This is a genomic window from Flexivirga sp. (assembly GCF_035551235.1).
In the GTDB taxonomy this organism is placed as follows: Bacteria; Actinomycetota; Actinomycetes; order Actinomycetales; family Dermatophilaceae; genus Flexivirga.
This window is the reverse complement of the sequence record NZ_DASZNO010000048.1, coordinates 17,531-43,230: the sequence shown is the minus strand read 5'-3', so window position 1 is coordinate 43,230 and position 25,700 is coordinate 17,531. Positions and strand designations below refer to the sequence as shown.

23 protein-coding genes and 1 tRNA gene are annotated in these 25,700 nt (G+C 68.5%); 15 read left to right on the top strand and 9 right to left on the bottom strand.

Going from position 1 to position 25,700, the window contains the following annotated elements:
- Positions 1–65: 65 nt before the first annotated feature.
- The 8 genes from glmU (at position 66) to pyrE (ending at position 10,040) form a co-directional block, all read left to right on the top strand.
- The gene (gene glmU, locus VG502_RS18210; RefSeq protein WP_325551508.1) at positions 66–1,532 is read left to right on the top strand and encodes a bifunctional UDP-N-acetylglucosamine diphosphorylase/glucosamine-1-phosphate N-acetyltransferase GlmU; all 1,467 of its coding nucleotides are present in this window, start codon (positions 66–68) and stop codon (positions 1,530–1,532) included.
- Complete coding sequence (locus tag VG502_RS18205; protein ID WP_325551507.1) at positions 1,529–2,506, top strand: ribose-phosphate diphosphokinase; 978 nt, start codon at positions 1,529–1,531, stop codon at positions 2,504–2,506. The genes glmU and VG502_RS18205 overlap by 4 nt, the downstream gene beginning before the upstream one ends.
- 252 nt (positions 2,507–2,758) lie before the next feature.
- Positions 2,759–3,421, top strand: a complete 663-nt coding sequence (locus VG502_RS18200) for a 50S ribosomal protein L25/general stress protein Ctc (RefSeq protein ID WP_325551506.1) — start codon at positions 2,759–2,761, stop codon at positions 3,419–3,421.
- 104 nt (positions 3,422–3,525) lie between these two features.
- Entirely contained in the window at positions 3,526–4,104 is a 579-nt protein-coding gene (gene pth, locus VG502_RS18195) for an aminoacyl-tRNA hydrolase (RefSeq protein WP_325551505.1), read from the top strand.
- 157 nt (positions 4,105–4,261) lie between these two features.
- Positions 4,262–7,855 (top strand): transcription-repair coupling factor, encoded by a 3,594-nt coding sequence (mfd, locus tag VG502_RS18190; protein WP_325551564.1) that lies wholly within the window; start codon positions 4,262–4,264, stop codon positions 7,853–7,855.
- A gap of 116 nt (positions 7,856–7,971) precedes the next feature.
- Positions 7,972–8,523: a hypothetical protein gene (locus tag VG502_RS18185; RefSeq protein WP_325551504.1), complete on the top strand. Its 552-nt coding sequence runs from the start codon at positions 7,972–7,974 to the stop codon at positions 8,521–8,523.
- Positions 8,520–9,485 (top strand): MazG family protein, encoded by a 966-nt coding sequence (locus VG502_RS18180; protein ID WP_325551503.1) that lies wholly within the window; start codon positions 8,520–8,522, stop codon positions 9,483–9,485. The genes VG502_RS18185 and VG502_RS18180 overlap by 4 nt, the downstream gene beginning before the upstream one ends.
- Positions 9,486–9,503: 18 nt before the next feature.
- The gene (pyrE, locus tag VG502_RS18175) at positions 9,504–10,040 is read left to right on the top strand and encodes an orotate phosphoribosyltransferase (RefSeq protein ID WP_325551502.1); all 537 of its coding nucleotides are present in this window, start codon (positions 9,504–9,506) and stop codon (positions 10,038–10,040) included.
- Here pyrE and VG502_RS18170 read toward each other — a convergent pair.
- Positions 9,997–10,647 carry an isochorismatase family protein gene (locus VG502_RS18170; RefSeq protein ID WP_325551501.1) on the bottom strand — a complete coding sequence of 217 codons (651 nt, stop codon included), beginning with the start codon at positions 10,645–10,647 and terminating at the stop codon, positions 9,997–9,999. The two genes, pyrE and VG502_RS18170, sit on opposite strands and share 44 nt — an antisense overlap.
- Before the next feature lie 129 nt (positions 10,648–10,776).
- Here VG502_RS18170 and VG502_RS18165 point away from each other — a divergent pair, with 129 nt between their 5' ends.
- Entirely contained in the window at positions 10,777–11,412 is a 636-nt protein-coding gene (locus VG502_RS18165; RefSeq protein WP_325551500.1) for an FMN-binding negative transcriptional regulator, read from the top strand.
- A gap of 29 nt (positions 11,413–11,441) precedes the next feature.
- Here VG502_RS18165 and VG502_RS18160 read toward each other — a convergent pair whose 3' ends face one another.
- The 5 genes from VG502_RS18160 to VG502_RS18140 form a co-directional block, all read right to left on the bottom strand.
- Positions 11,442–12,029, bottom strand: a complete 588-nt coding sequence (locus VG502_RS18160) for a GTP-binding protein (protein ID WP_325551499.1) — start codon at positions 12,027–12,029, stop codon at positions 11,442–11,444.
- A complete protein-coding gene (locus tag VG502_RS18155) occupies positions 12,010–12,411 on the bottom strand; it encodes a DUF742 domain-containing protein (protein WP_325551498.1) in 402 nt (133 codons plus the stop codon). The genes VG502_RS18160 and VG502_RS18155 overlap by 20 nt, the downstream gene beginning before the upstream one ends.
- A gap of 9 nt (positions 12,412–12,420) precedes the next feature.
- Positions 12,421–12,816: a roadblock/LC7 domain-containing protein gene (locus VG502_RS18150; RefSeq protein ID WP_325551497.1), complete on the bottom strand. Its 396-nt coding sequence runs from the start codon at positions 12,814–12,816 to the stop codon at positions 12,421–12,423.
- A gap of 11 nt (positions 12,817–12,827) precedes the next feature.
- Positions 12,828–15,566, bottom strand: coding sequence for an ATP-binding protein (locus VG502_RS18145; RefSeq protein ID WP_325551496.1), 2,739 nt, complete (start codon positions 15,564–15,566; stop codon positions 12,828–12,830).
- A gap of 203 nt (positions 15,567–15,769) precedes the next feature.
- Entirely contained in the window at positions 15,770–16,660 is an 891-nt protein-coding gene (locus VG502_RS18140) for a LysR family transcriptional regulator (protein WP_325551495.1), read from the bottom strand.
- An 85-nt stretch (positions 16,661–16,745) separates the two neighbouring features.
- Here VG502_RS18140 and VG502_RS18135 point away from each other — a divergent pair, with 85 nt between their 5' ends.
- From VG502_RS18135 to VG502_RS18110, 6 genes are all read left to right on the top strand, one after another.
- Positions 16,746–17,708, top strand: a complete 963-nt coding sequence (locus tag VG502_RS18135) for a threonine ammonia-lyase (RefSeq protein WP_325551494.1) — start codon at positions 16,746–16,748, stop codon at positions 17,706–17,708.
- 141 nt (positions 17,709–17,849) lie between these two features.
- A complete protein-coding gene (gene eno / locus VG502_RS18130) occupies positions 17,850–19,151 on the top strand; it encodes a phosphopyruvate hydratase (RefSeq protein WP_325551493.1) in 1,302 nt (433 codons plus the stop codon).
- Between the two features lie 191 nt (positions 19,152–19,342).
- Positions 19,343–19,786, top strand: a complete 444-nt coding sequence (locus VG502_RS18125) for a septum formation initiator family protein (protein ID WP_325551492.1) — start codon at positions 19,343–19,345, stop codon at positions 19,784–19,786.
- A 37-nt stretch (positions 19,787–19,823) separates the two neighbouring features.
- Positions 19,824–20,351, top strand: coding sequence for a DUF501 domain-containing protein (locus VG502_RS18120; RefSeq protein ID WP_325551491.1), 528 nt, complete (start codon positions 19,824–19,826; stop codon positions 20,349–20,351).
- A 78-nt stretch (positions 20,352–20,429) separates the two neighbouring features.
- Positions 20,430–21,365, top strand: coding sequence for a Ppx/GppA phosphatase family protein (locus VG502_RS18115; RefSeq protein WP_325551490.1), 936 nt, complete (start codon positions 20,430–20,432; stop codon positions 21,363–21,365).
- Positions 21,366–21,453: 88 nt separating this feature from the next.
- Positions 21,454–21,530: transfer RNA gene (locus tag VG502_RS18110), tRNA-Leu, on the top strand.
- Positions 21,531–21,630: 100 nt separating this feature from the next.
- Here VG502_RS18110 and VG502_RS18105 read toward each other — a convergent pair.
- The 3 genes from VG502_RS18105 to manD form a co-directional block, all read right to left on the bottom strand.
- The gene (locus VG502_RS18105) at positions 21,631–22,719 is read right to left on the bottom strand and encodes a ScyD/ScyE family protein (protein WP_325551489.1); all 1,089 of its coding nucleotides are present in this window, start codon (positions 22,717–22,719) and stop codon (positions 21,631–21,633) included.
- A gap of 225 nt (positions 22,720–22,944) precedes the next feature.
- Positions 22,945–24,471: a UxaA family hydrolase gene (locus VG502_RS18100; protein ID WP_325551488.1), complete on the bottom strand. Its 1,527-nt coding sequence runs from the start codon at positions 24,469–24,471 to the stop codon at positions 22,945–22,947.
- Positions 24,468–25,694, bottom strand: coding sequence for a D-mannonate dehydratase ManD (gene manD / locus VG502_RS18095; RefSeq protein ID WP_325551487.1), 1,227 nt, complete (start codon positions 25,692–25,694; stop codon positions 24,468–24,470). Before manD ends, VG502_RS18100 begins: the two co-directional genes overlap by 4 nt.
- Positions 25,695–25,700: the final 6 nt, after the last annotated feature.

Sequence of the window (25,700 nt, the reverse complement as noted above, 5' to 3'; positions counted from 1 at the left end):
GGGGCCGCAAGCGCGCGGTCACGTCACCAGCTCTATCTCTGATCCACTGCCTAGGAGTCGATCCCGTGACCGCAGCACCCGCCGCCGTCATCGTCCTGTCCGCGGGAGACGGCACCCGGATGAAGTCACGCCGCAACAAGGCACTGCACGCCATCGGTGGCCGCACGCTCGTCGGTCACGCCGTCAGCGCCGCAGTCGGTAGCGGAGCGCAGTATGTCGCGGTCGTCGTCCGGGCCCAGAAGGAATCGGTCGCCGCTGCCGCGCGGGAGATCTCCGAGGACATCGTCGTCGCGGAACAGGACGACGTCTACGGCACCGGCCGGGCCGCCGAATGCGGTCTGCTGGCCCTGCCGGACGACCTGGCCGGCACGGTTCTGGTCACCACCGGCGATACCCCGCTGCTGACCGCCGAGACGCTCCAGCAGCTGACCGACGAGCACGACCGCGCCGCTTCAGCGGTCACGGTGCTCACCGGCGTGCTGCCCGACGCCTCCGGCTACGGCCGGATCGTCCGCGACGAGCAGGGCAACGTGCGCGCCATCGTCGAGCACAAGCAGGCGACGCCCGAGCAGCGTGCGATCGGCGAATTCAACTCCGGCATCTTCGCTTTCGACGCCGCAGTGCTGCGCGACGCGCTGGCCGAGGTCGGGGTGCACGCGGAAGCGGGGGAGAAGTACCTCACCGACGTGGTCGAGGTCGCCGTACGTCGGGGCCTGCCGGTCAACGGGCACATCCTCGAGGACCTGTGGCAGACCGAGGGCGTCAACGACAAGGCGCAGCTCGCCCGGCTCGGCAAGGAGCTGAACCGTCGCACGCTGGACGCGCTGATGCGGGAGAGCGGCGCGATCGTGATCGACCCGGACAGCACCTGGGTCGACGTCGGTGTGAGCGTCGGCCAGGACACCGTCATACAACCGGGTTGTCAGTTGCACGGTGCCACGTCGATCGGTGCCGACTGCGTGATCGGCCCGGACACCACACTGACCGACACCGAGGTGAGGGACGGCGCCAGCGTCGTCCGCACCGTGGCCGAGCTGGCGCTCATCGGCGCCGAGGCCACCGTCGGACCGTTCTCCTACCTGCGCCCCGGCACCGAACTCGGCCGGGGCGGCAAGATCGGCGGCTTCGTTGAGACCAAGAACGCCCAGATCGGCGACGGCGCCAAGGTGCCGCACCTGACCTACTGCGGCGACGCCACGATCGGCGAGGGCAGCAACATCGGCGCCGGTACGATCTTCGCCAACTACGACGGCGTCACCAAGAGCCGCACGACCGTGGGCCGGCACAGCTTCGTCGGCAGCAACTCGGTGATCGTCGCGCCCGTCAACATCGCCGACGGCGTGTATGTCGCAGCCGGGTCGACCGTTATTGACGACGTCGCGGCGGGCGAGCTCGCCGTCGCCCGCGGAAAGCAACGCAACGTCCCGGGCTGGGTCGCCCGCAAGCGCGCCGGCACGGCCTCCGCCGACGCCGCAACCTCGTCACCAGCCCTCGATGCCCCGGAAGACCAGGAAGGTTCTGCCCGCTCATGAGCACCGGTATGAAACGCACCACGGAGAAGAACCTGATGGTGTTCTCCGGTCGCGCACATCTCGAGCTGGCCGAGGCGGTGGCCGAGGACCTCGGCACCCAGTTGGTGCCCACCGAACTGCGCGATTTCGCCAACACCGAGATGTACGTGCGCTTCGAGGATTCGGTGCGCGGCTGCGACGCGTTCGTCATCCAGAGTCACACGGCGCCGATCAACAAATGGATCATGGAGCACCTGCTCATGGTCGACGCCCTCAAACGCGCGAGCGCCAAGCGGATCACGGTCGTCACGCCGTTCTACGGCTACGCGCGCCAGGACAAGAAGTCCCGTGGCCGTGAGCCGATCAGCGCCCGCCTGATGGCCGACATGTTCAAGACCGCCGGCGCGGACCGCCTGATGACCGTCGACCTGCACACCGACCAGATCCAGGGCTTCTTCGACGGGCCGGTCGACCACCTGCAGGCGCTGCCGATCCTCACCGGCTACGTCAAGGACAAGTACGGCGCCGAGGACCTCACCGTCGTCTCGCCGGACGCCGGCCGGATCAAGGTCGCCGAGCAGTGGTCGCGCCGTCTTGGTGGTGTCCCGCTGGCCTTCATCCACAAGACGCGCGACGTCACGCGGTCCAACGCGAGCGTCGCCAACCGGGTGATCGGTGCGGTCGAGGGCCGCACCTGCATCCTGGTCGACGACATGATCGATTCCGGCGGCACGATCTGCCACGCGGCCGACGCGCTGATGGCCGATGGCGCGGCCAGCGTCGTCATCGCCGCCACGCACGCGATCTTCTCGGAGCCGGCCGTGCAGCGGCTGCGGGACTCGGTCGCGCGCGAGATCGTCGTCACCGACACGCTGCCGATCAACGACGGCAAGCACTTCGAGAAGCTCACGCCACTGTCGATCGCGCCGCTCCTCGGCAAGGCGATCCGGGAGGTCTTCGAGGACGGCTCGGTCACCTCGATGTTCACCCCCTGACCTGGACGAGTCCGGCCGTCGCCCTGCAGCCGATTTGGGGCGGCGCCGCCCGGCGGCATACGATGTGTGCCGCCAGCCTCGGCGAGGGACGACTCACGATCGGTCGTCCGTGATCGACAAGGTGTGCACCCGCGACCGTTTCGTATGTCGCTGCCGCGCGCACCAGATCCTCGATCATCCACCGCTCGCGCCGCGTCCCGCGTCGAGGCAGCCACCGTTCATCAACTGCTGCTCGAGAAGCGAGGAAAACCCATGGCTCTCAAAGAGATCCGCCTGGAAGCCGAAGTCCGGACCCAGTTCGGCAAGGGTGCGGCCCGCCGCATCCGTCGCGACAACAAGATCCCGGCCGTGCTCTACGGCCACGGCACCGAGCCGGTCCACCTGACCCTGCCCGGCCACGACACGATGCTCGCGCTGAAGCACGCCAACGCGATCCTCACCCTGAACTTCGACGGCAAGCAGGAGCTCGCCCTGGCCAAGGACGTCCAGCGCGACGCCATCAAGCCGGTCATCGAGCACATCGACCTGGTCATCGTGAAGCGCGGCGAGAAGGTCACCGTCGACGTCGGCGTGCACGTCGAGGGCGATGCCGCTCCGGAGACCAACGTCGTCGTCGAGAACAGCTCGCTGACCGTCGAGGCCGACGTCATCGCCATCCCCGAGTCCTTCATCGTCTCGGTCGAGGGTCTCGAGGCCGGCAGCCAGATCCTGGCCAAGGACGTCGAGTTGCCCGACGGCGTCTCCCTGGTCTCCGACGAGGAACTGCTCGTCGTCAACGTCAGCCAGCAGGTTTCCGCCGAGGAGCTCGAGGAGGAGCTGGCCGAGGCCGAGGAAGAGGCCGGCATCGAGAAGGACGAGTCCGAGGACGAGGCCGGCGAGGCTGCTGCCGAGGAGTCCGACGAGGACAAGGCCTGAGCCACAGTTCGTCGCTGATGCGGCCCCGATCCACTGCGGATCGGGGCCGCATCACTCTGCGGCGCTAGGTTCAAAGCGTTCCGCAACACCGATAGGAAGCTCACGTGACTGACGACGCGCCCTGGCTGATCGTCGGGCTCGGCAACCCCGGCCCGAAGTATGTCGGCAACCGGCACAACATCGGAGCCATGGTGATCGAGCGTATGGCGGCCGATGGTGGCACGAGCCTGCGCGCGCACAAGGCCGGCGCGCTCGCCGCCCAGGTGCAGGTCGCGGGCAAGAAGGCGATCATCGCGACGCCCACCAGCTACATGAACGAGTCCGGCGGTCCCGTCGTCGGTCTGCTGCGTTTCTTCAAGGTTCCGCTCGAGCAGTTGATCGTCATACACGACGAGCTCGACATCGACTTCGCGACGCTGCGGCTCAAGCGCGGCGGCGGCGAGGGCGGCCACAACGGCCTCAGGTCGATCAGCAAGTCCACCGGCAGCAAGGACTACCTGCGGGTGCGGGTCGGCATCGGCCGGCCCCCGGGGCGGATGGACGCCGCGGCGTACGTGCTGAAGGACTTCAACGCGACCGAGCGCAAGGAACTGGACTTCCTGATCCCGGACGCCGCCGAGGCCGTGGAGCTGCTCATCACCAAGGGCCTCACCGACAGCCAGAACGTCATCCACGCACGCTGACCGGTGGGCGCCCGCTCGTCCGGGCCGACGGCCTGTCACCGGCGCGCATTAGAATCGACGCGACAACCCCGTCTCGTCAGCGAACGGGGCCCTTTTGCGTGTCTGCGCCTGCAGGTGCGTCGTGTGAAGGAGCTGCTCAGTCTTGAGCCTGCAACCCATGCTCGATCTGCTCGCGCGTGACCCGGCGGTCGCGCGGCTGATGTCACACGTCGGCACGGCGAACGTCGTCGACATCGCGTGCGCTGCGGGCGCGCGTGGGCCGCTGGCGGCCATGGTCGCAGGCGGCGGTGACGGAGGTGCCGCACGCACCGTGCTCGCCGTCACCGCGACCGGCCGCGAGGCACAGGACCTCGCGGCCTGCCTGCGCGGTTTCCTGCCTGCCGAGCGCATCGTGGAGTTCCCCAGCTGGGAGACGCTGCCGCACGAGCGGCTCAGCCCGCGCAGCGACACCGTCGGGCGCCGCTTGGCCGTCTTGCGCCGGCTCGCCCATCCCGACACCGATGACGAGACGTATGGCGAGATCAGTGTCGTCATCGCCAGCGTCCGCGCGTTGATGCAGCCGATCGCCAAGGGTCTGGGGGACCTGTCGCCGGTGTCGCTGCGCGTCGGGGAGGACGCCGAGTTGCCGGACGTCGTGGAGGCGTTGGCCGGCGCGGCATACACCCGCACCGACCTGGTGGAGCGACGCGGCGAATTCGCAGTGCGCGGAGGCATTCTCGATGTTTTCCCGCCCACCGAGGAGCACCCGGTGCGTATCGAGTTCTGGGGCGACACGGTCGAGGAGATCCGCTGGTTCAAGGTTGCCGACCAGCGCAGCCTGGAGGTGGCCGAGCACGGCCTGTGGGCGCCGCCGTGCCGTGAGCTGCTCCTCACCGAGGACGTCCGCGCTCGCGCCGCGACGCTCGCGACGCAACTGCCCGGAGTGCAGGACATGCTCCTGAAGGTGGCCGAGGGCATCGCCGTCGAGGGCATGGAGTCCCTGGCGCCGATCCTGCTGGCCGGTGGCACCGCGGGCGGCATGGAGACACTGCTCGATGTGATGCCCAAGGGCACCCACGTGCTGCTGAGCGACCCCGAGCGGGTGCGGACCCGTGCACATGACCTGGTCGCCACGAGCGCGGAGTTCCTCGACGCGAGCTGGGCGAACGCCGCGGCCGGCAACGCCGTGCCGGTCGACCTCCAGTCGGTGCTCGGCACCGCATCCTACTGGTCGTTGTCAGAGCTGCGTGACCATGCGCTCTCGAAAGATCTTGCCTGGTGGGCCTTTTCGTCATTCGCCAGTGACGCCGAGCTCGCCGACTTCCAGGAGGACGACGCGCTCGCCGGCGAGCAGGTGACCGTCGGCACCGCCGAGGTGCCGCTCTATCGCGGCAACACCGAGCAGGCGATCGGCGACATCCGCGACTGGGCGCGCGACGGCAACCGAGTGCTGATCGTCACCGAAGGTCCTGGACTCGGCCAGCGCATCAGTGAGGTGCTGCGCGACAACGACGTTCCCTCGCATCGCATCGAGAACCTGGCAGCCGGGTCCGTCGAGCTGGCGACGGGTGCGCTCGGTCACGGGTTCACGCTGGAGACAAGCGATTTCGTTCTTCTCACGGAGAGCGACCTGACCGGCACCTCGACGCACGGTGGCAGCACCAAGGACATGCGCAAGATGCCGTCCCGGCGCCGCAACGTCGTCGACCCGCTGCAGTTGCACCCGGGCGACTTCGTCGTGCACGAGCAGCACGGTGTCGGGCGGTTCGCCAAGATGATGCAGCGCACAGTCGGCGGAGCGACGCGCGAATACCTGGTGATCGACTACGCACCGGCCAAGAAGAACCAGCCCGCCGACCAGCTCTACGTGCCGACCGACCAGCTCGACCAGGTCACCCGGTATGTCGGCGGAGAGCAGCCCTCGCTCAACAAGATGGGCGGATCCGACTGGCAGACAACCAAATCGCGTGCTCGGCGGCACGTGCGGCAGATCGCTGCGGAGCTGATCCAGCTCTACTCCGCGCGGATGGCGACCGAAGGGCACGCCTTCGCCCCGGACACCCCGTGGCAGCGCGAGCTCGAGGACGCCTTCGCCTACATCGAGACGCCCGACCAGGCCAGCAGCATCGACGAGGTCAAGGCCGACATGGAGAAGTCCGTGCCGATGGACCGGCTGATCTGCGGTGACGTCGGCTACGGCAAGACCGAGATCGCGATCCGCGCTGCCTTCAAGGCGATCCAGGACGGCAAGCAGGTGGCGGTCCTGGTGCCGACCACGATCCTGGTCAAGCAGCACTACCAGACCTTCACCGAGCGCTACGCCGGTTTCCCGGTGGTCGTGAAGGCGCTGTCCCGTTTTCAGACGGACCGTGAAGCGCGCGAGGTGATCGACGGATTGCGTTCCGGCGCAGTCGATCTCGTCATCGGCACGCACCGACTTCTGTCCAGTGAGGTCAAGTTCAAGGACCTCGGCCTCGCCGTCATCGACGAGGAGCAGCGCTTCGGTGTGGAGCACAAGGAGCAACTGAAGCAGATGCGCACCGCGGTCGACGTGCTGGCGATGTCCGCGACGCCGATCCCGCGCACACTGGAGATGGCGGTCACCGGCATCCGCGAGATGTCCACTCTCGCAACGCCGCCCGAGGAGCGACACCCCGTGCTGACCTTCGTCGGCAGCTACGAGGAGAAGCAGGTCGGCGCCGCCATACGCCGGGAGCTGATGCGCGAGGGACAGGTCTTCTTCGTCCACAACAACGTCGGCACCATTGAGAAGGCGGCCGCCCGTCTGCGCGAGCTGGTGCCCGAGGCCCGGGTCGCGACCGCGCACGGCAAGATGTCCGAGCACCGGCTCGAGGACGTCGTGACGGCGTTCTGGGATCGCGAGTTCGATGTGCTGGTGTGCACCACCATCATCGAGACCGGGTTGGACATCTCCAATGCCAACACCCTCATCGTGGACCGGGCCGACCGGCTCGGGCTCTCCCAGCTGCATCAGTTGCGCGGGCGCGTCGGGCGCGGACGCGAGCGTGCATACTCCTACTTCCTCTTCCCGCCGGAGAAGCCGCTGACCGACACCGCGCACGACCGGCTGCAGACCATCGCCAGCCACACCGACCTCGGCGCCGGCATGCAGGTCGCGATGAAGGACCTGGAGATCCGCGGTGCGGGCAACCTCCTCGGCGGCGAGCAGTCCGGCCACATCGCCGGGGTCGGGTTCGACCTCTATGTGCGGATGGTCGGCGAGGCAGTGGCCGACTTCCGTGGGGACGGCACGTCTGCCGCACCGACCGAGGTCAAGATCGAGCTGCCGGTCGACGCGCACCTGCCGCACGACTACGTGCCGGGGGAGCGGCTGCGCCTGGAGGCCTACAAGAAGCTGGCCACTGTCGAGGACGAGGCCGGACTCGGTGAGATCGAGGCCGAGTTGCGCGACCGGTATGGCGCTCCGCCCGAGCCGGTGCAGCACCTCTTCGAGGTTGCCCGGTTGCGGATCATCGCGCGGCAGGCCGGCATCGGGGACATCGCCGTGCAGGGCCGGATGATCCGTTTCGGCCCGGTCGAGCTGCGTGAGAGCCAGCAGCTGCGGCTGGAGCGCATCTACAAGGGGACGATGGTCAAGCCCGGCATACAGCAGATCCTCGTGCCGCAGCCCAAGACCGCGCCGGTCGGCGGCAAGCCGCTGCGCAACACCGAGGCACTGCGCTGGGCGGCGCAATTGATCAGGGCCGTGCTGCTGGATGACATCAGTGCCGCGGCAGGAGCGGCCTCGTGACGCGCACCCAGCGATGCATCAGCACAGTGCGGGCTGGCATGATGCATGAGGCGTGGCGTCGATCCGCCGACCCGACAACGCCGCCAGAACTACGTACCGAGAAAGGCCACACCGCCATGTCGAGCTTCCGTCGCGGTCGATTCGCCCTGGGCGCAGCAGCATCGTTGTGCACGCTTGCTCTCGCCGGCTGCGGGAGCGGCGGGGTGATGCACGATGGCGGCACCGCCTTGAAGTACGACGGCCACTCGGTCAGCAACTCCCAGCTGCAGACAGCCGCGAAGGACATCTCCGCCTTCGTCGGCGCACCCATCGACCCCGCGATCGTCGCCGGTCGCCTCGCCGTCGGCCCACAGATCGAGAAGTATGCCGCGGCGAAGGGCCAGTCGCCGATCAGCGACAGCACCATTCAGGCCCAGAAGCCGAAGGTCGTGCTGTCGGCGACGGCGCTGGAAGCCCTGCGCGTCGACGCCCTGATCAGTTCACTGGCCAACAACGGCAACCTCAACAACGCGAGCCTGCAGGCGCTCACCAAGAAGAGCGACGTGACCGTCAACCCGCGTTACGGCTCATGGGAGAAGGGCAAGGGCATGGTCGCGGGTTCGCACCCGTGGATCAAGGCCACCCCGAAGGCGCAGCAGCCGGCCGTGGGTGGCCAGGGCCAAGGGTGAGTGACGCCGCCTCGTTGCTGACCGTTCTGGTCACGAGCCCGCGGCTGCCCGCCGGGCTGATGTCGCGGGACGCCTGGACGGCCCTGGAGGCCGCCGATCGCGTGCTTGCCGCCGACCTCGAGGATCCGCTGCCCGCCGCGATCACTGCGTCCGGGATCGCTGTGACCGCAATGCCTTTCGACTCAGCGGCAGGTGCGGCTCGCACCCTGGTGGAGGCAGCGGTCGAAGGATCCGTGCTGTGGGTCGGTTCCCCGGACGCCGACCCCGGACTCACCGACGCCTTGGCCGAGGAGCTCACCCGACTCGACGAGCCGCCGCAGATCGAGGTGCTGGTCGGCTCCTGGGACCTGCCGGGTGCCCGGCTGATGGACGCCGTCGCGGTGATGGACGCTCTGCGGTCGCCCGGTGGCTGCCCGTGGGACGCCGAACAGACCCATGAGTCGCTCGCGAAATACCTCCTCGAGGAAGCGCACGAGACGGTCGAGGCCATCGAGAACGCCGACACCGAGCATCTCGCCGAGGAACTCGGCGATGTCCTGCTGCAGGTGCTCTTCCACGCCCGCATCAGTGCCGACGAGGATCCCGGTTTCGACATCGACGATGTCGCAGCAGCGTTGGTGGAGAAGCTGATTCGCCGTCACCCGCATGTTTTCGGCGACGGCGACGCCAGCACCCCCGACGAGGTCGAGCAGTCCTGGGAGCGGATTAAGGCGGCGGAGAAGGCCGACCGGGACGAGGACGACCTGCTGGCCGGCATCCCGGTGTCACTGTCGTCGCTGCTCATCGCCGAGAAGGTCCTCACCCGGGCGGACCGGCGCGGCATACAGCTGACGTATGACGACAGGGCCGACCTAGGCGGCCGGCTGCTGGCACTCGTGGCGGAGGCTCGCGCGGCCGGGACGTCGGCCGACGCGGCGCTGCGTAGAGTCCTGCGTCAGATCGCCCGCCCGGCGACCGACTGACGATGGCAGGCTGCGCGTATGACAAATCCTGAACTCGCGTCTGCGATCGACGCTCGCTGCCGGCTGCACGGTGAATTCATCCTGCGGTCCGGGCAGGTGGCCGACGAGTACTTCGACAAATACCTGTTCGAGGGTGATCCGCAGCTGATTCGTCGCGTTGCGGAAGAGATGCAGCCACTGCTTCCCGACGATGCCGACGTGCTGGGCGGCCTGGAGCTGGGCGGTGTGCCGATCGCAGCGGTGCTGGGCCAACTGGCAAACGCGCCAACAGTTTTCGTCCGCAAGAAGGCCAAGGAGTACGGCACCCGCAAGCTGGCCGAGGGCGGACCCGTCGAGGGCAAGCACGTCGTGCTGATCGAGGACGTCATCACCACCGGGGGAGCGGTCATCGCAGCCGCGCAGGCGTTGCGCGAGCACGGTGCCCGGGTGGAACTCGTGCTGTGTGCGATCGACCGCCGGCCCGCGGAAGCCACCGGCCTAGCGGATGCGGGGATCGAGGTGCGCTCCGTGTTCACCCGTGCTGACCTGGATGCCGCTCGCTCGGTGCAGTACTGAGACACGACGGCCCGGCTGAAGGACTTGACCGTTTCAGTTGGCAGCGGTCCGCTTCCTTGAAACGAACGTCTGCCGCGCTCGCGGGGATGATAATCCCGTCCCCGAGCGACCATTCCGCAGCGCGCGCGGCCTGTTCAGCAGTGACCCCCTCTTGGTGCTCGGAGTATGCCGGAACCGGATAGGTGCCGTGGCTGTCGTGCGCCACGACGACCTGAAAGCCGCGTTCCATGGCTGCACGAGCTGTCGCGGCAACGCACATCTCGGACATCACACCGCAGATCGAAACGGCTCCGACCCCGTGCTGCCGAAGTACGTCGTCCAGGTCTGTTCCGTTGAACCCGCTGTCCTCATGTTTACGCAGGACGGTTTCGCTCGTACCGGCTTCGAGCGCGAGTTCCCAACCCGGCGTCTCCGGCTCGTCGCCGGCGCCGACGTCACCGTCATTCTGGAGGAACACAACGAGTGCGCCGGCGGCTCGTGCCGACCTGAGTTGCTGCTCGACGGCCGGAAGCACCATCGGCATCTGCGGAGAAGCGCTCTCACCATTGACGAATGCGACCTGCATGTCCACGACGATGAGAGCAGTCACAACCGGGTTGTCAGCCATGCGCCCACACAACCACATGGGTTTGGTGCTGGAAGGTGCCGAGTGGTCGTCTACTGCAGGGTATTTCGCGTCTACTCGGAAGTACGTGACCGCTCGGCGCCCGACGATGCGGGGTGAGACGATGGGCGCATGGTCTATCTGCCGCCCCATGACGAAGCGCCGTCCAGTGCGGACGTCGCTGCCCTGATCGCCGCCGTTCCGCTGGCGACTCTGGTCACGACCGACGGAAACACGTTGACCGCCAACCACATTCCGCTCCTGCTCGAGCGCGGCGCCGACGGCGATCGGCTGGTCGGACATGTCGCCCGCGCCAATGACGTATGGCGCGAGGGCAATCACGCCGGCGAGAGTCTCGCGGTCTTCAACGGCGCCGAGCACTACGTCTCGCCGACCTGGTACCCGTCCAAGCAGGAGCACCACCAGGTCGTGCCGACCTGGAACTACCTGGTGGCACACGTGTATGGCGAGCTCGTCATACACGACGACCTGCGGTGGACCAGGGGAGCGGTGGCCAAGCTGACCGGCACGATGGAGCACGGTCGCGAGGGCGCCTGGCACATGGGGCAGGCGCCCGCCGGCTACGTCGCCGACCAGCTCGACAAGATCGTCGGGATCGAACTACGCATCACGCGGATCGTCGGCAAGTTCAAGGTCAGCGCACATCGCAGCAGCGCCGATCGCGGGGGCGCCGCCGACGGCATCGAGGCCGACTCGGGACCGTCGCAACTGGTCGATGCGATGCGCGCCGTCGACGACCGTCAGTAGGTCGCGACGGCACGCACGTCACGCCACGGTCAGCTCGACTGGACCAGTCCGTGATGCTGCAGCGCGAACTCCGTCACGCGGATCAGCGCCGTCTTGGCGGACTCCCGGTCACGCGCGTCGACGCGGATCAGTGGAATGGTCGGCGAGATGGCCAGCGCGTCCGCGATCTCCTGCTCCGAGTGCACGCGGGTGCCGTCGAACTGGTTGACCGCGACGATGAACGGCAAGCCCTTGGCCTCGAAGTAGTCGATCGCCGAGAACGCATCGCCGAGTCGTGCGGTGTCGACCAGCACGATCGCGCCGATCGCGCCGCGCACCAGGTCGTCCCACATGAACCAGAAACGGCGTTGCCCGGGCGTTCCGAAGAGGTAGAGCACCAGATCGTCGGCGAGCGTGATGCGACCGAAGTCCATCGCCACCGTGGTGGTGTTCTTGTTCGGCGTCGACGTCAGGTTGTCGGTGCCCTCGGACAGCTGCGTCACCGTCGCCTCGGTCTTGAGGGGAATGATTTCGGAGACGGCGCCGACGAGCGTCGTCTTGCCGACGCCGAAGCCGCCGGCGACGACGATCTTGGTCGACGTCGTACGACGGCTCGAGTCAGAGGTCGCGAAGTCCACGCAAGGTCCTTTCGATCAAGCTGATGCGCTCGACACTGGGAGTGCTGTCGGTGAGGGTTTTCTGTAACTGTGCGTAGCCGTGGGTGACGAGGTCTCCGACGAGTACGCGGGTGACTCCGAGGGCGAGCCCCGCCCGGGCAGCGATCTCCGCGACCGACAGCCGCTCGGCGGCGCAGAGGCCGGCGATACGACTGCTGGGCTCGTGTGGCGGCCAACGACGGTCCTGGCCGGCGCTGGTCAGCTCGACGGTCGCTTCCATGGGGACGTCGACCTGGCTCGTCGTGCGTCCGGCCGTCAGCGTGTACGGCCGTACGACGTTCGCGACCGGCTCGTCATACTGCTCGGCGAGCCCGTCCCGGCCGTCCGGATCGATGTCAGTCATGGCCGGTCATCACGTTCTGGGCGCCGCATCCACTGCACGACCGACCCGCTCCACCATGATCGCCATCTCGTACGCGATCTGGCCGATGTCGGCGGTTGATGCGGTGAGGACGGCGAGGTGGGACCCGTCGCCGACACTCATCAGCAGGACGTAGCCGTGCTGCATCTCGATGATCGACTGAAGTACGGCGCCGCCCTCGAAGAGTCCCGCAGCACCGGCGGCCAGGCTCGCCAGGCCCGAGGAGACCGCCGCCATCTGTTCGGCACGGTCGATCGGGAGCTGGCTGTTCCGGGCGATCACCAGGCCATCGACGGAGACGAGCACCGCGTGCGCCACACCAGGTGTGTCTTGCACGAATCGCGATACGAGCCAGTCGAATTGACCGCCGTTGTTGTCAGCAGTCATGGAGTGGTCGGTCACCGGGGCCTCGATCCGTTGTCAGTGTCGTTGTGGTTGTCGTTCTCATTGCCGTTGCCTTTGCCGGTCTGCGTGGATGTCGTCGACTCGCGTGCGCGCTCGACGCCGGCCTTGTAGCGGCTCAGCTTCGCCCGCAGTGCTTCCGGATCGCGTGTCGGCACCGACTCGGCGCGCTCCACACTGCCCGGCACGATGTACCGCCCGGGGCGGCGTTGCGGCAGCGAGTCGCCGTCGCTGGAGTGCTCGTCGGTCGCCACTTGCGCGGCCTCCCATGCCTGGTCGGTCTCCCCGGTGGACCAAGGCGCGAGCTGCTCGCCGTCTGCGTCCAGCCAGCGTGAGCTGATCTGCCGGAAGATGGGTGTGTCATCGCGTTCGAAGTTCGCCCGCTGGGCGGGTCGCTCGCCCGGCGCACCGGCTCCCGGATTCGGGCGTGCGGGATTGGGGCGTGTCGGGTCGGGGCGTCGCTTCGGCAGACCCGAGGTCTGGCCGTTGTCCTTGGCGGCCGCCGCCTGGCGGGCCGCAAAGAACGCCGACGCGTTGCCCGCACGTTCCGGATCGGCCGTCGGTGCGCCTCCGATGGGGGAGACCCAGCTGTTGGTCCGGTCCGAGTCCCGACCCTTGTCGGCCGTCGACGCCGCGCCCAAGGAGGCAGCGCCGGTCAGTGCGGTCACACCTGTTGCTCCGGGACGGCGGCGCGGCAGTCCGTCAGCGGTTTGTCCGACCTGGGCCGGACGTTCCGGTTCCGGCTCCGGCGCGGAAGCGGTGGGCGCGGGCACCCCGGACGCGGCCGTTGCACCGGCCCTTGCATCAGTCCTTGCGTCGGCCGTTGCCGGAGCGAGCTCGCGACGGTCCTCCGTAGCGACCGACGTCGCCACGGCGGGTGCTGTGGCGGAGGGCGCCGACAGCACCGCCATCGGCACGTGCGCCGCGGCGACCGTGCCCTGTTGGGGCCGGGACCGCAGGCGGACATCGATGCCGTAGCTCTTGCTCAGCCGCGCGACGACGAAGAGGCCCATGTGTCGGGTGGTGTCCACTCCGAACCGACCGCCCGCGGTGATGTCCTCGTTGAGCTGCTTCAGCTCGTCCTTCTCGATGCCGAGGCCGTGATCCTCGATCTCGAGGAGCACACCGCCGTCGATGGCACGCGCGCCGCTGATCTCGACCCGGGAGTCCGGTGGCGAGAAACTGAGCGCGTTGTCGACGAGTTCGGCGAGCAGGTGGACGAGGTCGGAGGCCACCGACTCGTTGACCATGTGGTCGGGCAGTCCGCCGACGTCGACGCGCTGGTAGTCCTGCACCTCGGAGATCGCCGCACCGATGACCTGGGCGAGCGGGAGCGCCTCGCCCCGACCGCCACGCGCATGGTTGCCGGCGAGAACCATCAGGCTCTGGCCGTTCCGGCGCATCCGGGCTGCCAGGTGGTCGAGCCGGAAGAGACTGTCCAACCGCTTCGGGTCGTCCTCGGAGCGCTCGAGCTGCTCCAGCAGGTTCAGTTGCTGGTTGACGAGCGACGTGCTGCGTCGCGACAGGGTCTCGAACATCTCGGTCACCTGCCTGCGCAACGTCGCCTGGTCGCTCGCCAGCCGGATCGCGCGGTTCTGCATGTCGTCGACGGCACGCGACAGCTGACCGATCTCCTCACGGCTGGTCAGCGCCACGCTCTGGATCCGCCCGACGCCCTGGCCCGACTGCACCCGCTCGATCGCTGCCGGCAGGTGCTCCCGCGCGGCGTCGATGGTGGAACGTCGGAGACCGGTGATCGGTCGCACGAGCAGCCACCGGGACAGGAAGAACGCCGCGATCTCGGTGACGGCCAGCAACAGGATGATGAGCGCGATCTGCAGCAGCGCAGCGCGACGTGCGTCATCCGACTGGTGGGAGACATGCGCAGCTGCCGCAGTCGCCGCCGCCTTGTAGGTCGGGCCGTACGACGTCGCCACGGGACGCGTGATGGCCTTCACCTGGTCAAGGGTGCCGTTGGTACTGAGGGTCAACCGGTTGCCGGCGTCGGACTGCAGCTCTGAGACGTCCACACCCGGCACGTGCGCGGCCTCGACACGGGACAGTGAGTCCCGCTCGCCGCCGACGTCCGCCGACAGTTGCGTCAGCAGAGGGCTGGAGAGTTTCGTCTCGGGGGCGAGATCGAGGCGCTCGTCGGCCAGGTGGCTCTGCGCCGTCACGATGTCGCGGAGAGCGGTGAGTGTCGGGTCGGCGTGCGTCGTGTTGAGGTCGTCCAGGAGACCCAGCAGGTCGGAGCTGATCGTGCCCGGCGCGAGAGCCGCGGACTGGGCGCTGTCATGGGCCGTCAGGTCCAGCCCCTTGCCACTGCTGATCATGGCGCTGAGCAGCTTCTGCTGAGAAGGGCTGAGGTCCGCCGACTTGGCCGAGGACTGCAGTGCCTTGCGGGCCTGCTGGAACTGCGTGCGCGCGTCGGCGACCGCCTTGTCCGTCGCCGACGGGGTGAGCAACTGGGCGGCCAGGTCCTGGCTGGTGGCCAGGTAATGGATCGCCGGCTCCACGGCGTGGTACCGGGTTCGAGCCTGCGACGCGCTTTGGGCGTCGCCCCAGGCGCCGGCGACGCGGATGCCGACCAGCACGGTGGCGAAGATGAGTGGCAGCGCAAGACACGCGATGACCTTCCGCCGGAGCGACCAGTCGCTCGGTGGCCAGTAGGTCCTGGTGATCGATCGCACCCCGGCGTCGGCAGCCGTCGTCGCACCGCGGCGAGATTCGGGCATCGTGATGATTCTCTTCCAGCTCGATGTCGTGGGCGGCGAACCTTACGCGTCGCCTCACAGGTGCGTGCGCGGCCGGCTATTGCCGACTACGCACGCGGTGCTCGTGCCGGCGGCGTCAGCGCCGACCCTGTGGGCCAGGATAGGGCAGCGGACGACGGGTCACGCGGGAGACCTCTCCGGCCCCCGGCGGAACTCGCGACCATTCACCGCGGCATCGTCACGTCGCGCGCCGCGGCGACGATCGCGTCCGCGACCGCATCGACGGCCCGCGGCCGCGGCGGTGCGCCATACGTGACGACCTGGACCTGCCGGGTGGCCGGCAGCCGGGTGACGCGAACCCCGGGATGCCGGTGCACTGCCAGAGCGAGGCCCGGCAGGATGCTGACCAGCGAGCCCTGCGCCACGAGCGCCTGGACCGCGAGGTAGTCGTCGGTGGCGAAGCTGATCTCGGGCTCGTACCCGCTTGCCGCACAGAGTTCGACGAGCTGGGCGCGGCAGCGCTCGCACCCCGCCACCCACGCCGTATGGCGATGCGCGCGCAACGCCCGGCCGGCCGTGCGCGGTCGTTCCGCGACCGGTTCGACCAGGTAGAGATGGTCGGTGAGGACGGTTTCGACGCTGAGCAGCTCGGCGTCGGTGTCGTCATACGTGAAGGTGATCGCGAGGTCGATGCGTCCGGCGCGCAGCAGTTCGATCGCGTCGGGCGGCTCGGCCTCGACGAGCTCGATGGCCACGCCGGGTGCCGAGTCGCGCAGACCGGCGAGTGCCGGCGGCACGAGCGTCGCGGCTGCCGAGGGGAATGCCGCCAGCCGGACTCGTCCGGCGCGTAGTCCGGCGGCCAGCTGCAGTTCCTCCTCGGCGCGTCGGCTGAGCGCGAGGATCTCCTCCGCACGGCGGGCCAGGGCGATGCCCTCCGCGGTGAGGCGCACGCCGCGGCCGACCCGCTGCAGCAGAACCGTGTGCGTCTCCGCCTCCAGACGGCGCAGGTGGTGGGAGATCGTCGGTTGTCCGTAATGCAGTTCGTCCGCGGCAGCGGACACCGATCCGGTGCGGGCGACGGCGACGAGTGCCTGGAGGCGGCGGAGGTCGAGCATCCGGGAAATATATCGATGATGTCGTTCATATCGCGACAAAACATCTATTGGACCGATGCGACCTGGGTGCTTCACACTCGCTCACATGACCGCCCTGACCTTCGCTGGAGTCCTGCACGCTGCCGACGTGATCGCGGACGAGCTTCCGCCGACTCCCTCGTGGATCTACCCCGCGCTCAATGAGGCGGTCGGTGCCCAGGTGGTCGTCAAGCACGAAAACGTCCAGCCGACAGGGGCTTTCAAGGTTCGAGGCGGCGTGTCGCTGGCGGCCGGCCTGACGGGTGCCGAGCGACGGGCGGGCCTGATCAGCGCGTCGACCGGCAATCACGCGCAGAGCCTGGCGTATGCCGGACGGCTCGCCCAGGCGCCGACCGTCGTCGTCATGCCGGTCACCGCACCCGAGGAGAAGGCGCACGCCACGCGGCTGCTCGGCGCCGAGGTGATCCGGCACGGCGCGACGATGACCGAGTCGTGCCAGCACGCGATGCAGCTCGCCGCCGAGCGCGGCATGCGCTTCGTCAGCCCGGGTGACGACCCGGCGATCGTGCACGGACACGCCACGATCTACCTCGAGCTGCTGCGTCGCCATCCGGACCTGGAGGCGATCTATGTGCCGGTCGGCAGCGGTTCCGGGGCCGCCGGCGCCTGCGTGGTCCGCGACGAACTCGCTCCCGACTGCAGGATCATCGGCGTGCAGAGTGCGGCGGCGCCCGCGGCATACAACTCCTGGCGCAGCGGCCGCGTCGAGCAGGCGGACTGCGGCACCCGCTTCAGCGGTGTCGCGACCTCGAGCGGCTCCCAGCTTCCGCTGTCGGTGATGCACGGACGGATGGACGACTTCCTGCTGGTCGACGACGACCGGATCCTGGAGGCGATGCGGTTGTTCAGCACCGCAGCACACACGCTCGCCGAGGGCGCGGGGGCAGCAGCGCTCGCGGGCTTGCTGCAGCACGCCGAGCACCCGCAGCGATGCGCTGTCGTCTGCTCCGGGGGCAACGCGGACGCACGGGAGATCGCCGACATCGGTGCTGTCGCAGCGGTCGCCTGACGGGCCCCGGCGGTAGGAACTTCGTGGGGACTGCGGGTCCTGCCGGACCGGTCGTGCGTTCGGCGATAGTCTGGCCCGCAGTATGCGACGCGGGCACACCGCCTGCCGGACGCCCCGACGAAGTGCCAGGAGACTCACCAAGTGGCCACGATTGACGCCCTGCTCGCCCGTGAAATCCTCGACTCCCGAGGCAACCCGACCGTCGAGGTCGAGGTCGCGCTCGATGACGGCACCGTCGGTCGCGCCGCAGTCCCGTCCGGTGCGAGCACCGGGCAGTTCGAAGCGGCCGAGCGCCGTGACGGCGACGCCAAGCGTTACCTGGGCAAGGGCGTCCAGGACGCGGTCGACGCGGTCGCTGAGGAGATCGCCCCGCACGTGCTCGGCTACGACGCGAGCGAGCAGCGCTTGGTCGACCAGGAGATGATCGGCCTCGACGGCACCGACAACAAGAGCCGGATCGGCGCCAATGCGATCCTCGGTGTCAGCCTCGCGGTCGCGCAGGCCGGTGCCGAGTCAGCTGACCTGCCGTTCTTCCGCTACATCGGTGGACCCAACGCCCACCTGCTGCCGGTGCCGATGATGAACATCCTCAACGGTGGCGCGCACGCGGACTCCAACGTCGACATCCAGGAGTTCATGATCGCGCCGATCGGCGCCGGCTCGTTCCGCGAGGCGCTGCGCTGGGGTGCGGAGGTCTACCACTCCCTCAAGAAGGTGCTGAAGGAGCGCGGCCTGTCGACCGGTCTCGGCGACGAGGGCGGCTTCGCGCCCAACCTCGAATCCAACCGTGCCGCACTCGACCTGATCCTCGACGCGATCAAGGCTGCCGGTTACACGCCGGGCAAGGACATCGCGCTCGCGATGGATGCTGCTGCGAGCGAGTTCTTCGAGGACGGGTCCTACGTCTTCGAGGGGTCGAAGAAGACCGCGGCCGAGATGACCGCCTACTACGCCGACCTCGTGGCGTCCTACCCGCTGGTCTCCATCGAGGACCCGCTGGACGAGGAGGACTGGGAAGGCTGGAAGACCCTCACCGACGAGCTCGGCGACAAGGTGCAGATCGTCGGCGACGACCTCTTCGTCACCAACCCGACCCGGATCGCTCGCGGCATCGAAGGCGGCAACGCCAACGCGCTGCTGGTCAAGGTCAACCAGATCGGCACCCTGACCGAGGCGCTGGACGCCGTGACGCTGGCTCAGAGCAATGGCATGCGCTGCATGATGAGCCACCGCTCCGGTGAGACCGAGGACACCGCGATCGCCGACCTGGCGGTCGCGACCAACTGCGGCCAGATCAAGACCGGTGCGCCGGCCCGATCGGACCGCGTGGCCAAGTACAACCAGTTGCTGCGCATCGAGGAAGAGCTCGACGACGCTGCGGTCTATGCCGGTGCGGGTGCGTTCCCGCGCTTCACAGCAGTTAATTCAACACAGCAGGCTTGATATCGGTTGGCGTTGCAGCGAGCTTGCGAGTCGCAACGCCAACGGAGACCAAGTGTCCAGGCCTGAGCTGAAGGAAGACGAAAGGTCCTCTTGTGACACGCGATTCGCGTAAGACCACCGCAGGTCGGTCGCACGCGACGTCTCGCCCGTCCACCGGGCGGCGACGGACAGGCACAGCTCGCACCACGACGGTGCGTTCCGCCCCGACGAAGCCGACCGGTGCTCCCGCCGGCGGCTCGTCGGGCAGTGCCCGCGCGGTCCGCAAGCAGCGCTCGCCGCGGTCCATGCGGCGGCTGGCGGTGGTGGGCGCGCTGATCGTCTTCCTGGCGGTGGTCATCGCACCGACGGTCCGCTCCTACATCTCCGAGCGCCAGCACGTTTCGCAGCTGCAGGCCCAGGTCGCCGCACAGCAGGCCGATGTCGCATCACTGAAGGTGGAGAAGCAGAAGTGGAGCGACCCGAAGTATGTCGCGGCGCAGGCCGGCCAGCGGCTCGGGTTCGTCGAGCCCGGCAAGACGCTGACGGTCTACGTCACGGATGAGGAGTCCAAGGCCGCCGCGGCGAAGAAGTCCGAGGCGAAGCAGACCTGGTACGGCACGCTGTGGAAGTCAGTCGTCGCTTCCGGCGAGCACTGACCAACACTGACGAGCACTGACGAGCACTGATCCGTCGATGACCGAGAAGATGACCGAGAGTTCCTTGCCCCCAGTCGATCCCGCAGATCTCCAGCTCGTCGAGCAGCAGCTCGGCCGGCTTCCGCGCGGTGTTGTCGAGATCGCTGCTCGCTGCCCCTGCGGCTGCCCGGCCGTCGTGCGCACCCTGCCCCGGTTGCCGGACGGCACCCCTTTCCCCACCAGCTTCTACGCGACCTGCCCTCGGCTCACCGGTGCGATCGGCACCCTGGAGGCGGAGGGCATGATGCGGGAGATGACCGACCGGCTCACGACCGACCCCGAGTTGGCCGCCGCCTATCGCGGTGCCCACGAGGACTACCTGCGCCGGCGCGCCGAGCTCGGGGAAGTCGAGGAGATCGCAGGGATCTCCGCCGGTGGTATGCCGGACCGCGTCAAGTGCCTGCACGTTCTCGTCGCGCACTCCATGGCGGTCGGTCCCGGCGTCAATCCGCTTGGTGACGAAGCGCTTTCGGCGTTGCCGAAGTGGTGGTCCGGCGGCTGCTGCAGCCAGATGCGGGTCGAGTAGGCAGCGCTGGAGGAGGTGCCCGTGAGCAACGAGCGGGCGTCTCGTAGCCGTGCTTGACCATTGAGAGCGGAGAAGAACATGACCCGAGTGGCCGCCGTCGACTGCGGTACCAACTCGATCCGATTGCTGATCGCGGACACCGACGGGCACTCGCTCACGGACGTCGTGCGCACCATGGAGATCGTGCGCCTCGGTCAGGGCGTCGATGTGACCGGCCGGATCGCGCCGGAGGCGATGGAGCGGACCGTGCGGGTCGCGCGGGACTACGCCCAGCGGTGCACCGATGCGGGTGTCGAACGCGTGCGTTTCGTGGCGACCTCCGCCTCGCGTGACGCTCAGAACGCTGCCGAGTTCACTGCCGGGATCGCCGGCGCCTTCGCCGAGTTCGGCACCGTGCCGGAGGTCGTGACCGGCGACGAGGAGGCCGAACTCAGTTTCCGTGGAGCGACGAGCGTGGCAGCGGAGGCGACCCCTGCGCCATACCTCGTGGTGGACCTGGGTGGCGGCTCCACGGAGTTCGTGCTCGGCGACCGGCAGGTCGAAGCGGCACGTTCGACCGACATCGGCTGCGTCCGCCTCACCGAGCGGCACCTGCACTCCGACCCGCCCACCGAGGCGGAGATCGACGCCGCGCTCGTCGACATCAACGCCGCCATCGACGAGGCGGCGGCAGTCGTTCCGCTGAACCGCGCGGGCTCGCTCATCGGCCTGGCCGGTTCGGTCACCACCATCACCGCGCATGCCCTCGGCCTGACGAAATACGACCCCGAACGCATCCATGGGGCGGAGCTGTCCGTCGCCCGGGTCGAGCGATCCTGCGACGCACTGATCCATGCGACGCGGGAGCAGCGTGCGGCGCTGGGGTACATGCATCCCGGCCGGGTCGACGTCATCGGCTCGGGTGCACTCATCTGGCGCACCATCGTCCGTCGGGTGAGCGCCGAGTCCGGCCTCGAGACCGTGCTCACCAGCGAGCACGACATCCTCGACGGCATCGCCCTCGGCCTGGCCTGACCGGCCCGATCGGCGGACGGCGGGAAGCACCCGGACGCGCGTCGGGCAGGTCGATCCCGGTGCATGGTCGCCGCGTACGCTGGCTCTCGCCCTCGTAGCCCAATTGGCAGAGGCAGGCGACTTAAAATCGCTGGAGTGCGGGTTCGAGTCCCGTCGGGGGCACCAGCCCGGTCGGTGCGAGGTCGCGCACGATGTGCGCGGAGCACCTGGGCAAGGCAGACCGGCGGGAGGGGTCCAGGGGTCGAGCTCCCGCCGGCCTACCGGCTCAGCGCACGCTCTGGCGTGACTGGATCTTGCCCTTCGCGATCTTCACGATCGAGCCCGGATTCGACTCGTCCATGCCCATCGTGCCGGCGTAAACCGTTCCGTTCGCTGCGGTTTCGACCGAGACGACGCCGGGGAGGTTGACCAGCGTCGAGACGCCTTGGGAGTTCACCACGGAGATCTTCCCGCCGAAGAGTTCCGCGACGTAGATGTCTCCGTGCTTGCCGATCGCCAGGTTGGTCGCCCCCGCGAAGCCGGTCGCGATCCTGGTGACGGAGTGTGTCGACGGGTTGACCTTCCAGAGCGAGCCGCGTGCTCCGAGCTCTGGTCCCTCGGGGCCGCCGGGCAGCGTCGTCACGTAGATCGATCCACCGGGACCGACCTCGACGTCGGTCGGGACCGGCTCGAAGTCGTAGGTGACACCGGCCACGCATGCCGGCATGCCGAGGGCCTCCGCTTGCGCCGCAGTGATGGTCTTGGGCTGAGCCGGGAACGTCGCAACCGTGCTGATGGCGCCGTCGTCGCTGACCGCCAGCAGGTCGTTGGCGCCGGCGTCCGCAACCAGCCAGCCGGTGCCGTTGCTCGCCACGGAGTAGGCGTGCGAATCGAGTCCGCCGCTCTGACGCGGGCCGACCGCCTGCGTGACGCACGGGTCATCGCTGCGCGGGCCGTACGCCGTCATACCGTCCGGGTTGTGTGCTGCCTCGTACGCGGTCGTGTCCGCGTAGATCGTGCCGCCGCCCGGGCGGCGGACGTGCAGCCCGGACGCGGTGTTCTCGAACGTCTCTTCGTTCGTCACGGTCGAGGTGTAGGCCAACCAGGCCCCACGGGTGGCGACGCCCGCAGCGCCGGGGACGCCGGTGACGACCGGGGCGACGGTGCCTCCCGCGCTCAGCATCCCGACGTAGCCGGGGCCGCCGTCGGCGATCAGGACTCGCGGGCCGTCGACCTCCAGGTTGAACGGTGCGCCGACGGACGACGACAGGGTTACCGGTGGCGACGGCTTCGGATTGGCGGAAGCAGTGCCGGGCAGAGTGACGGCGAGGCCGACGGCAGCACCGCCGACCGCGAGTGAGCGCAGATGACGCATGTGTCCTCCGATCCGACCCGCCGGTGACGCGGCGGGCCTGTCCGCTCCCTTGGGCCGTCCCTGGATACGCCCGCCGGAGACATTCAGGACCGCCGGGGTTGGAGATCCCTGGCGCTCATTGTGGCCGGAGCTATCACATGTGAACGATTAATTGTGAAAAGTGGCCCAGTGAATTGCAGGAGCTGTCGGGAACCTCAAGACGTGGCGTACGACGGCAGCCGGAGTTCAGGTCACCGCACCCAGTTGCCACGGCACGAACTCCTCCTGACCGAGATCGAGCTCTTCGCTCACGGTTCGCGTGCCTGAGGCGACCTCCAGGATCTTCTCGAAGACGCCGTCGCCCGCCTCGTCGAGGGTCTGCGTCCCGTCGACGATCGTCCCGCAGTTGATGTCGATGTCCTCGGGCATCCGCTCGTAGAGTTCGGTACTCGTACCGAGCTTGATGCTCGGCACCGGCTTGCACCCGAAGACCGAGCCCCTACCCGTGGTGAAACAGACGACGTTGGCTCCGCCGGCGACGATCCCGGTGACCGAAACCGGGTCGTAGCCGGGCGTGTCCATGAAGATGAGGCCGGGCGTTCGAAGCGGTTCGGCATACTCGACGACATCGGCGAGTTCGGCGTGACCGCTCTTGGCAACGGCGCCGAGTGACTTCTCCAGGATGGTGGTCAGGCCGCCGGCCTTGTTGCCCGGTGACGGGTTGTTGTCCATGGTTCCGCCGCCTGCAGCGGTGTAGTCCCGCCACCAGTCGAGCCGCGCGAGCAGCTTGCGGCCGACGGCCTCCGACACCGCCCGCCGGGTGAGCAGACCCTCGGCGCCGTGCACCTCGGGCGTCTCGGCGAGCACCGAGGTGCCGCCGTACGAGACGAGCCGGTCGGAGGCGACTCCGAGTGCGGGATTGGCGGTGATGCCCGAATATCCATCGGAGCCACCGCAATTGAGCCCGAGCACGAGCTTGGCGACGTCACACGGCTCGCGGCGGAGTGCGTTGATCGGCTCCAGCATCGTGGTGATCGCGTCGACGCCGGCCCGGACCGTACGGCGGATGCCGCCCTCGTCCTGGATCACCAGGCGTTGCACGAGCGTCGAGGCCGGGATGTCCGCGGAGTCGACGATGCGTGACGACTGCAACATCTCGCAGCCCAGGCCGAGCACCAGCAGTCCCGCGATGTTCGGGTGGGCGGCATACCCGCGCAGCGTCCGCATCAGGACCTGGGCGCCCTCGCTCTCTGTCACCAGACCACACCCGCTGCGATGCGTCAGTGCGACGACTCCGTCGACGTTCGGATAGGCGTCGAGCACCGAGCCGCGGAACTGATCGGCGATCATCCGGGCGGTGCTGGCCGAGCAGTTCACCGAGGTGAGGATGCCGATGTAGTTGCGCGTGCCGACCCTGCCGTCCGAGCGGGGATAGCCCATGAACGTCGGCCGGGCGCCCGGCGGGGGAGTCGGGGTATGGCGGTCGGTGCCGAACTCGTGCGGCTCGTCCGCTTCGGTGATCACCAGGTTGTGGACGTGCACGTGCTCGCCCGCCCCGATCGCCGCGGACGCCCGGCCGATCGTGCTGCCGTACTTGCGAACACCGGTGCCGGCCGCGAGATCGGCGACGGCCACCTTGTGACCGCGTGGCACGGACGATCGCACGGTCAGCGTGCCGCGACCGGGCACCTCGAGCACCTCGCCGGTGGCGAGGGCACGCGTCGCGACCGCGACATCGTCGTCGGGCGCGAGGAGGAGCAGGCCGGCGTTCACCAGTCGTGCACCGTTCCGTCGAGCTTCCGGTTGACCGGAAGGTATGCCGGTGTGTACTCGTATGCCGCGGCCGCCGCGTCGTCGTATTCGACTCCCAACCCTGGGTTTTCGCCCGGGTCGAGAAGTCCATCGGTGAAGGTGTAGCTCGTGCGGAAGACCTCGAGGGTGTCCTCGGAGTGCTTCATGTACTCCTGGATCCCGAAGTTGTGCAGCGCGACGCCGAGATGCAGGTGCGCGGCTTGGCCGACGGGCGAGATGTCGGTCGGCCCGTGGAATCCGGACCTGATCTGGTAGATCGCCGCGAAGTCCATCAGCTTCTTCAGTGGGGTGATGCCACCGGTGTGGGTGACCGCCGATCGCACGTAGTCGATGAGCTGCTCGGTGATCAGCGTCTGATAGTCGAAGACCGAGTTGAAGACCTCGCCGATCGCCAGCGGCGTCGTGGTCTGGGACCGGACCCGACGCAGCGCCTCCTGGTTCTCGCCGGGCGTGCAGTCCTCGAGCCAGAAGAGGTCGTAGGGCTCGAGGCTCTTGCCCAGGATCGCCGCCTCGTTCGGCGACATACGGTGGTGGCCGTCGTGCAGCAACGGCAGCTCGGGCCCGAATTCGCTTCGTACTGCTTCGAATACGGTCGGTACGTGACGCAGGTAGGCGCGTGTGTCCCACGATTCCTCGGCGGGCAGGGCCTGCCGCTTGGCGGGTTCGTAGTCGTAGCGCTGGCCCGGCTGCTGGTCCGTGGCAACCCCGTAGACCTGCCCCAGCCCGGGCACTCCGGTCTGCACCCGGATGGCGCGGAATCCCTGCTCGAGGTGGTTGCGGATCGAGGTGAAGAGCGCGTCGGTCGAGCTGCCCGAGGCGTGCCCGTAGGCGAGACAGCCGCGACGGGACCGACCGCCGAGCAGCTGGTAGAGCGGCATACCGGCGGTCTTCGCCTTGATGTCCCACAGCGCCATGTCGACCGCGGCGATGGCAGCCATCGTCACCGGACCGCGCCGCCAGTAGGCGCCGCGGTAGAGGTACTGCCAGGCGTCCTCGATCTGCGCCTCGTCACGGCCGATGAGCAGCGGGGCCACGTGGTCGCGCAGGTATGACGCGGCGGCGAGTTCGCGGCCGTTGAGGGTCGCGTCACCGAGACCGGTCACGCCGTCATCGGTGGTGATGCGCAGTGTGACGAAGTTGCGCCCGGGACTGGTCACCAGCACTTCGGCTGAGCGGATCGTCATGATTCT

Excerpts from the sequence above, each read along its gene's own strand:
- VG502_RS18205 (WP_325551507.1), top strand. The coding sequence starts at position 1,529 with ATGAGCACCGGTATGAAACGCACCACGGAGAAGAACCTGATGGTGTTC.
- VG502_RS18200 (WP_325551506.1), top strand. The coding sequence starts at position 2,759 with ATGGCTCTCAAAGAGATCCGCCTGGAAGCCGAAGTCCGGACCCAGTTC.
- mfd (WP_325551564.1), top strand. The coding sequence starts at position 4,262 with ATGCTCGATCTGCTCGCGCGTGACCCGGCGGTCGCGCGGCTGATGTCA.
- VG502_RS18185 (WP_325551504.1), top strand. The coding sequence starts at position 7,972 with ATGTCGAGCTTCCGTCGCGGTCGATTCGCCCTGGGCGCAGCAGCATCG.
- pyrE (WP_325551502.1), top strand. The coding sequence starts at position 9,504 with ATGACAAATCCTGAACTCGCGTCTGCGATCGACGCTCGCTGCCGGCTG.
- VG502_RS18170 (WP_325551501.1), bottom strand. The coding sequence starts at position 10,647 with ATGGCTGACAACCCGGTTGTGACTGCTCTCATCGTCGTGGACATGCAG.
- VG502_RS18165 (WP_325551500.1), top strand. The coding sequence starts at position 10,777 with ATGGTCTATCTGCCGCCCCATGACGAAGCGCCGTCCAGTGCGGACGTC.
- VG502_RS18155 (WP_325551498.1), bottom strand. The coding sequence starts at position 12,411 with ATGACTGACATCGATCCGGACGGCCGGGACGGGCTCGCCGAGCAGTAT.
- VG502_RS18150 (WP_325551497.1), bottom strand. The coding sequence starts at position 12,816 with ATGACTGCTGACAACAACGGCGGTCAATTCGACTGGCTCGTATCGCGA.
- VG502_RS18145 (WP_325551496.1), bottom strand. The coding sequence starts at position 15,566 with ATGCCCGAATCTCGCCGCGGTGCGACGACGGCTGCCGACGCCGGGGTG.
- VG502_RS18140 (WP_325551495.1), bottom strand. The coding sequence starts at position 16,660 with ATGCTCGACCTCCGCCGCCTCCAGGCACTCGTCGCCGTCGCCCGCACC.
- VG502_RS18135 (WP_325551494.1), top strand. The coding sequence starts at position 16,746 with ATGACCGCCCTGACCTTCGCTGGAGTCCTGCACGCTGCCGACGTGATC.
- VG502_RS18120 (WP_325551491.1), top strand. The coding sequence starts at position 19,824 with ATGACCGAGAAGATGACCGAGAGTTCCTTGCCCCCAGTCGATCCCGCA.
- VG502_RS18115 (WP_325551490.1), top strand. The coding sequence starts at position 20,430 with ATGACCCGAGTGGCCGCCGTCGACTGCGGTACCAACTCGATCCGATTG.
- VG502_RS18105 (WP_325551489.1), bottom strand. The coding sequence starts at position 22,719 with ATGCGTCATCTGCGCTCACTCGCGGTCGGCGGTGCTGCCGTCGGCCTC.
- manD (WP_325551487.1), bottom strand. The coding sequence starts at position 25,694 with ATGACGATCCGCTCAGCCGAAGTGCTGGTGACCAGTCCCGGGCGCAAC.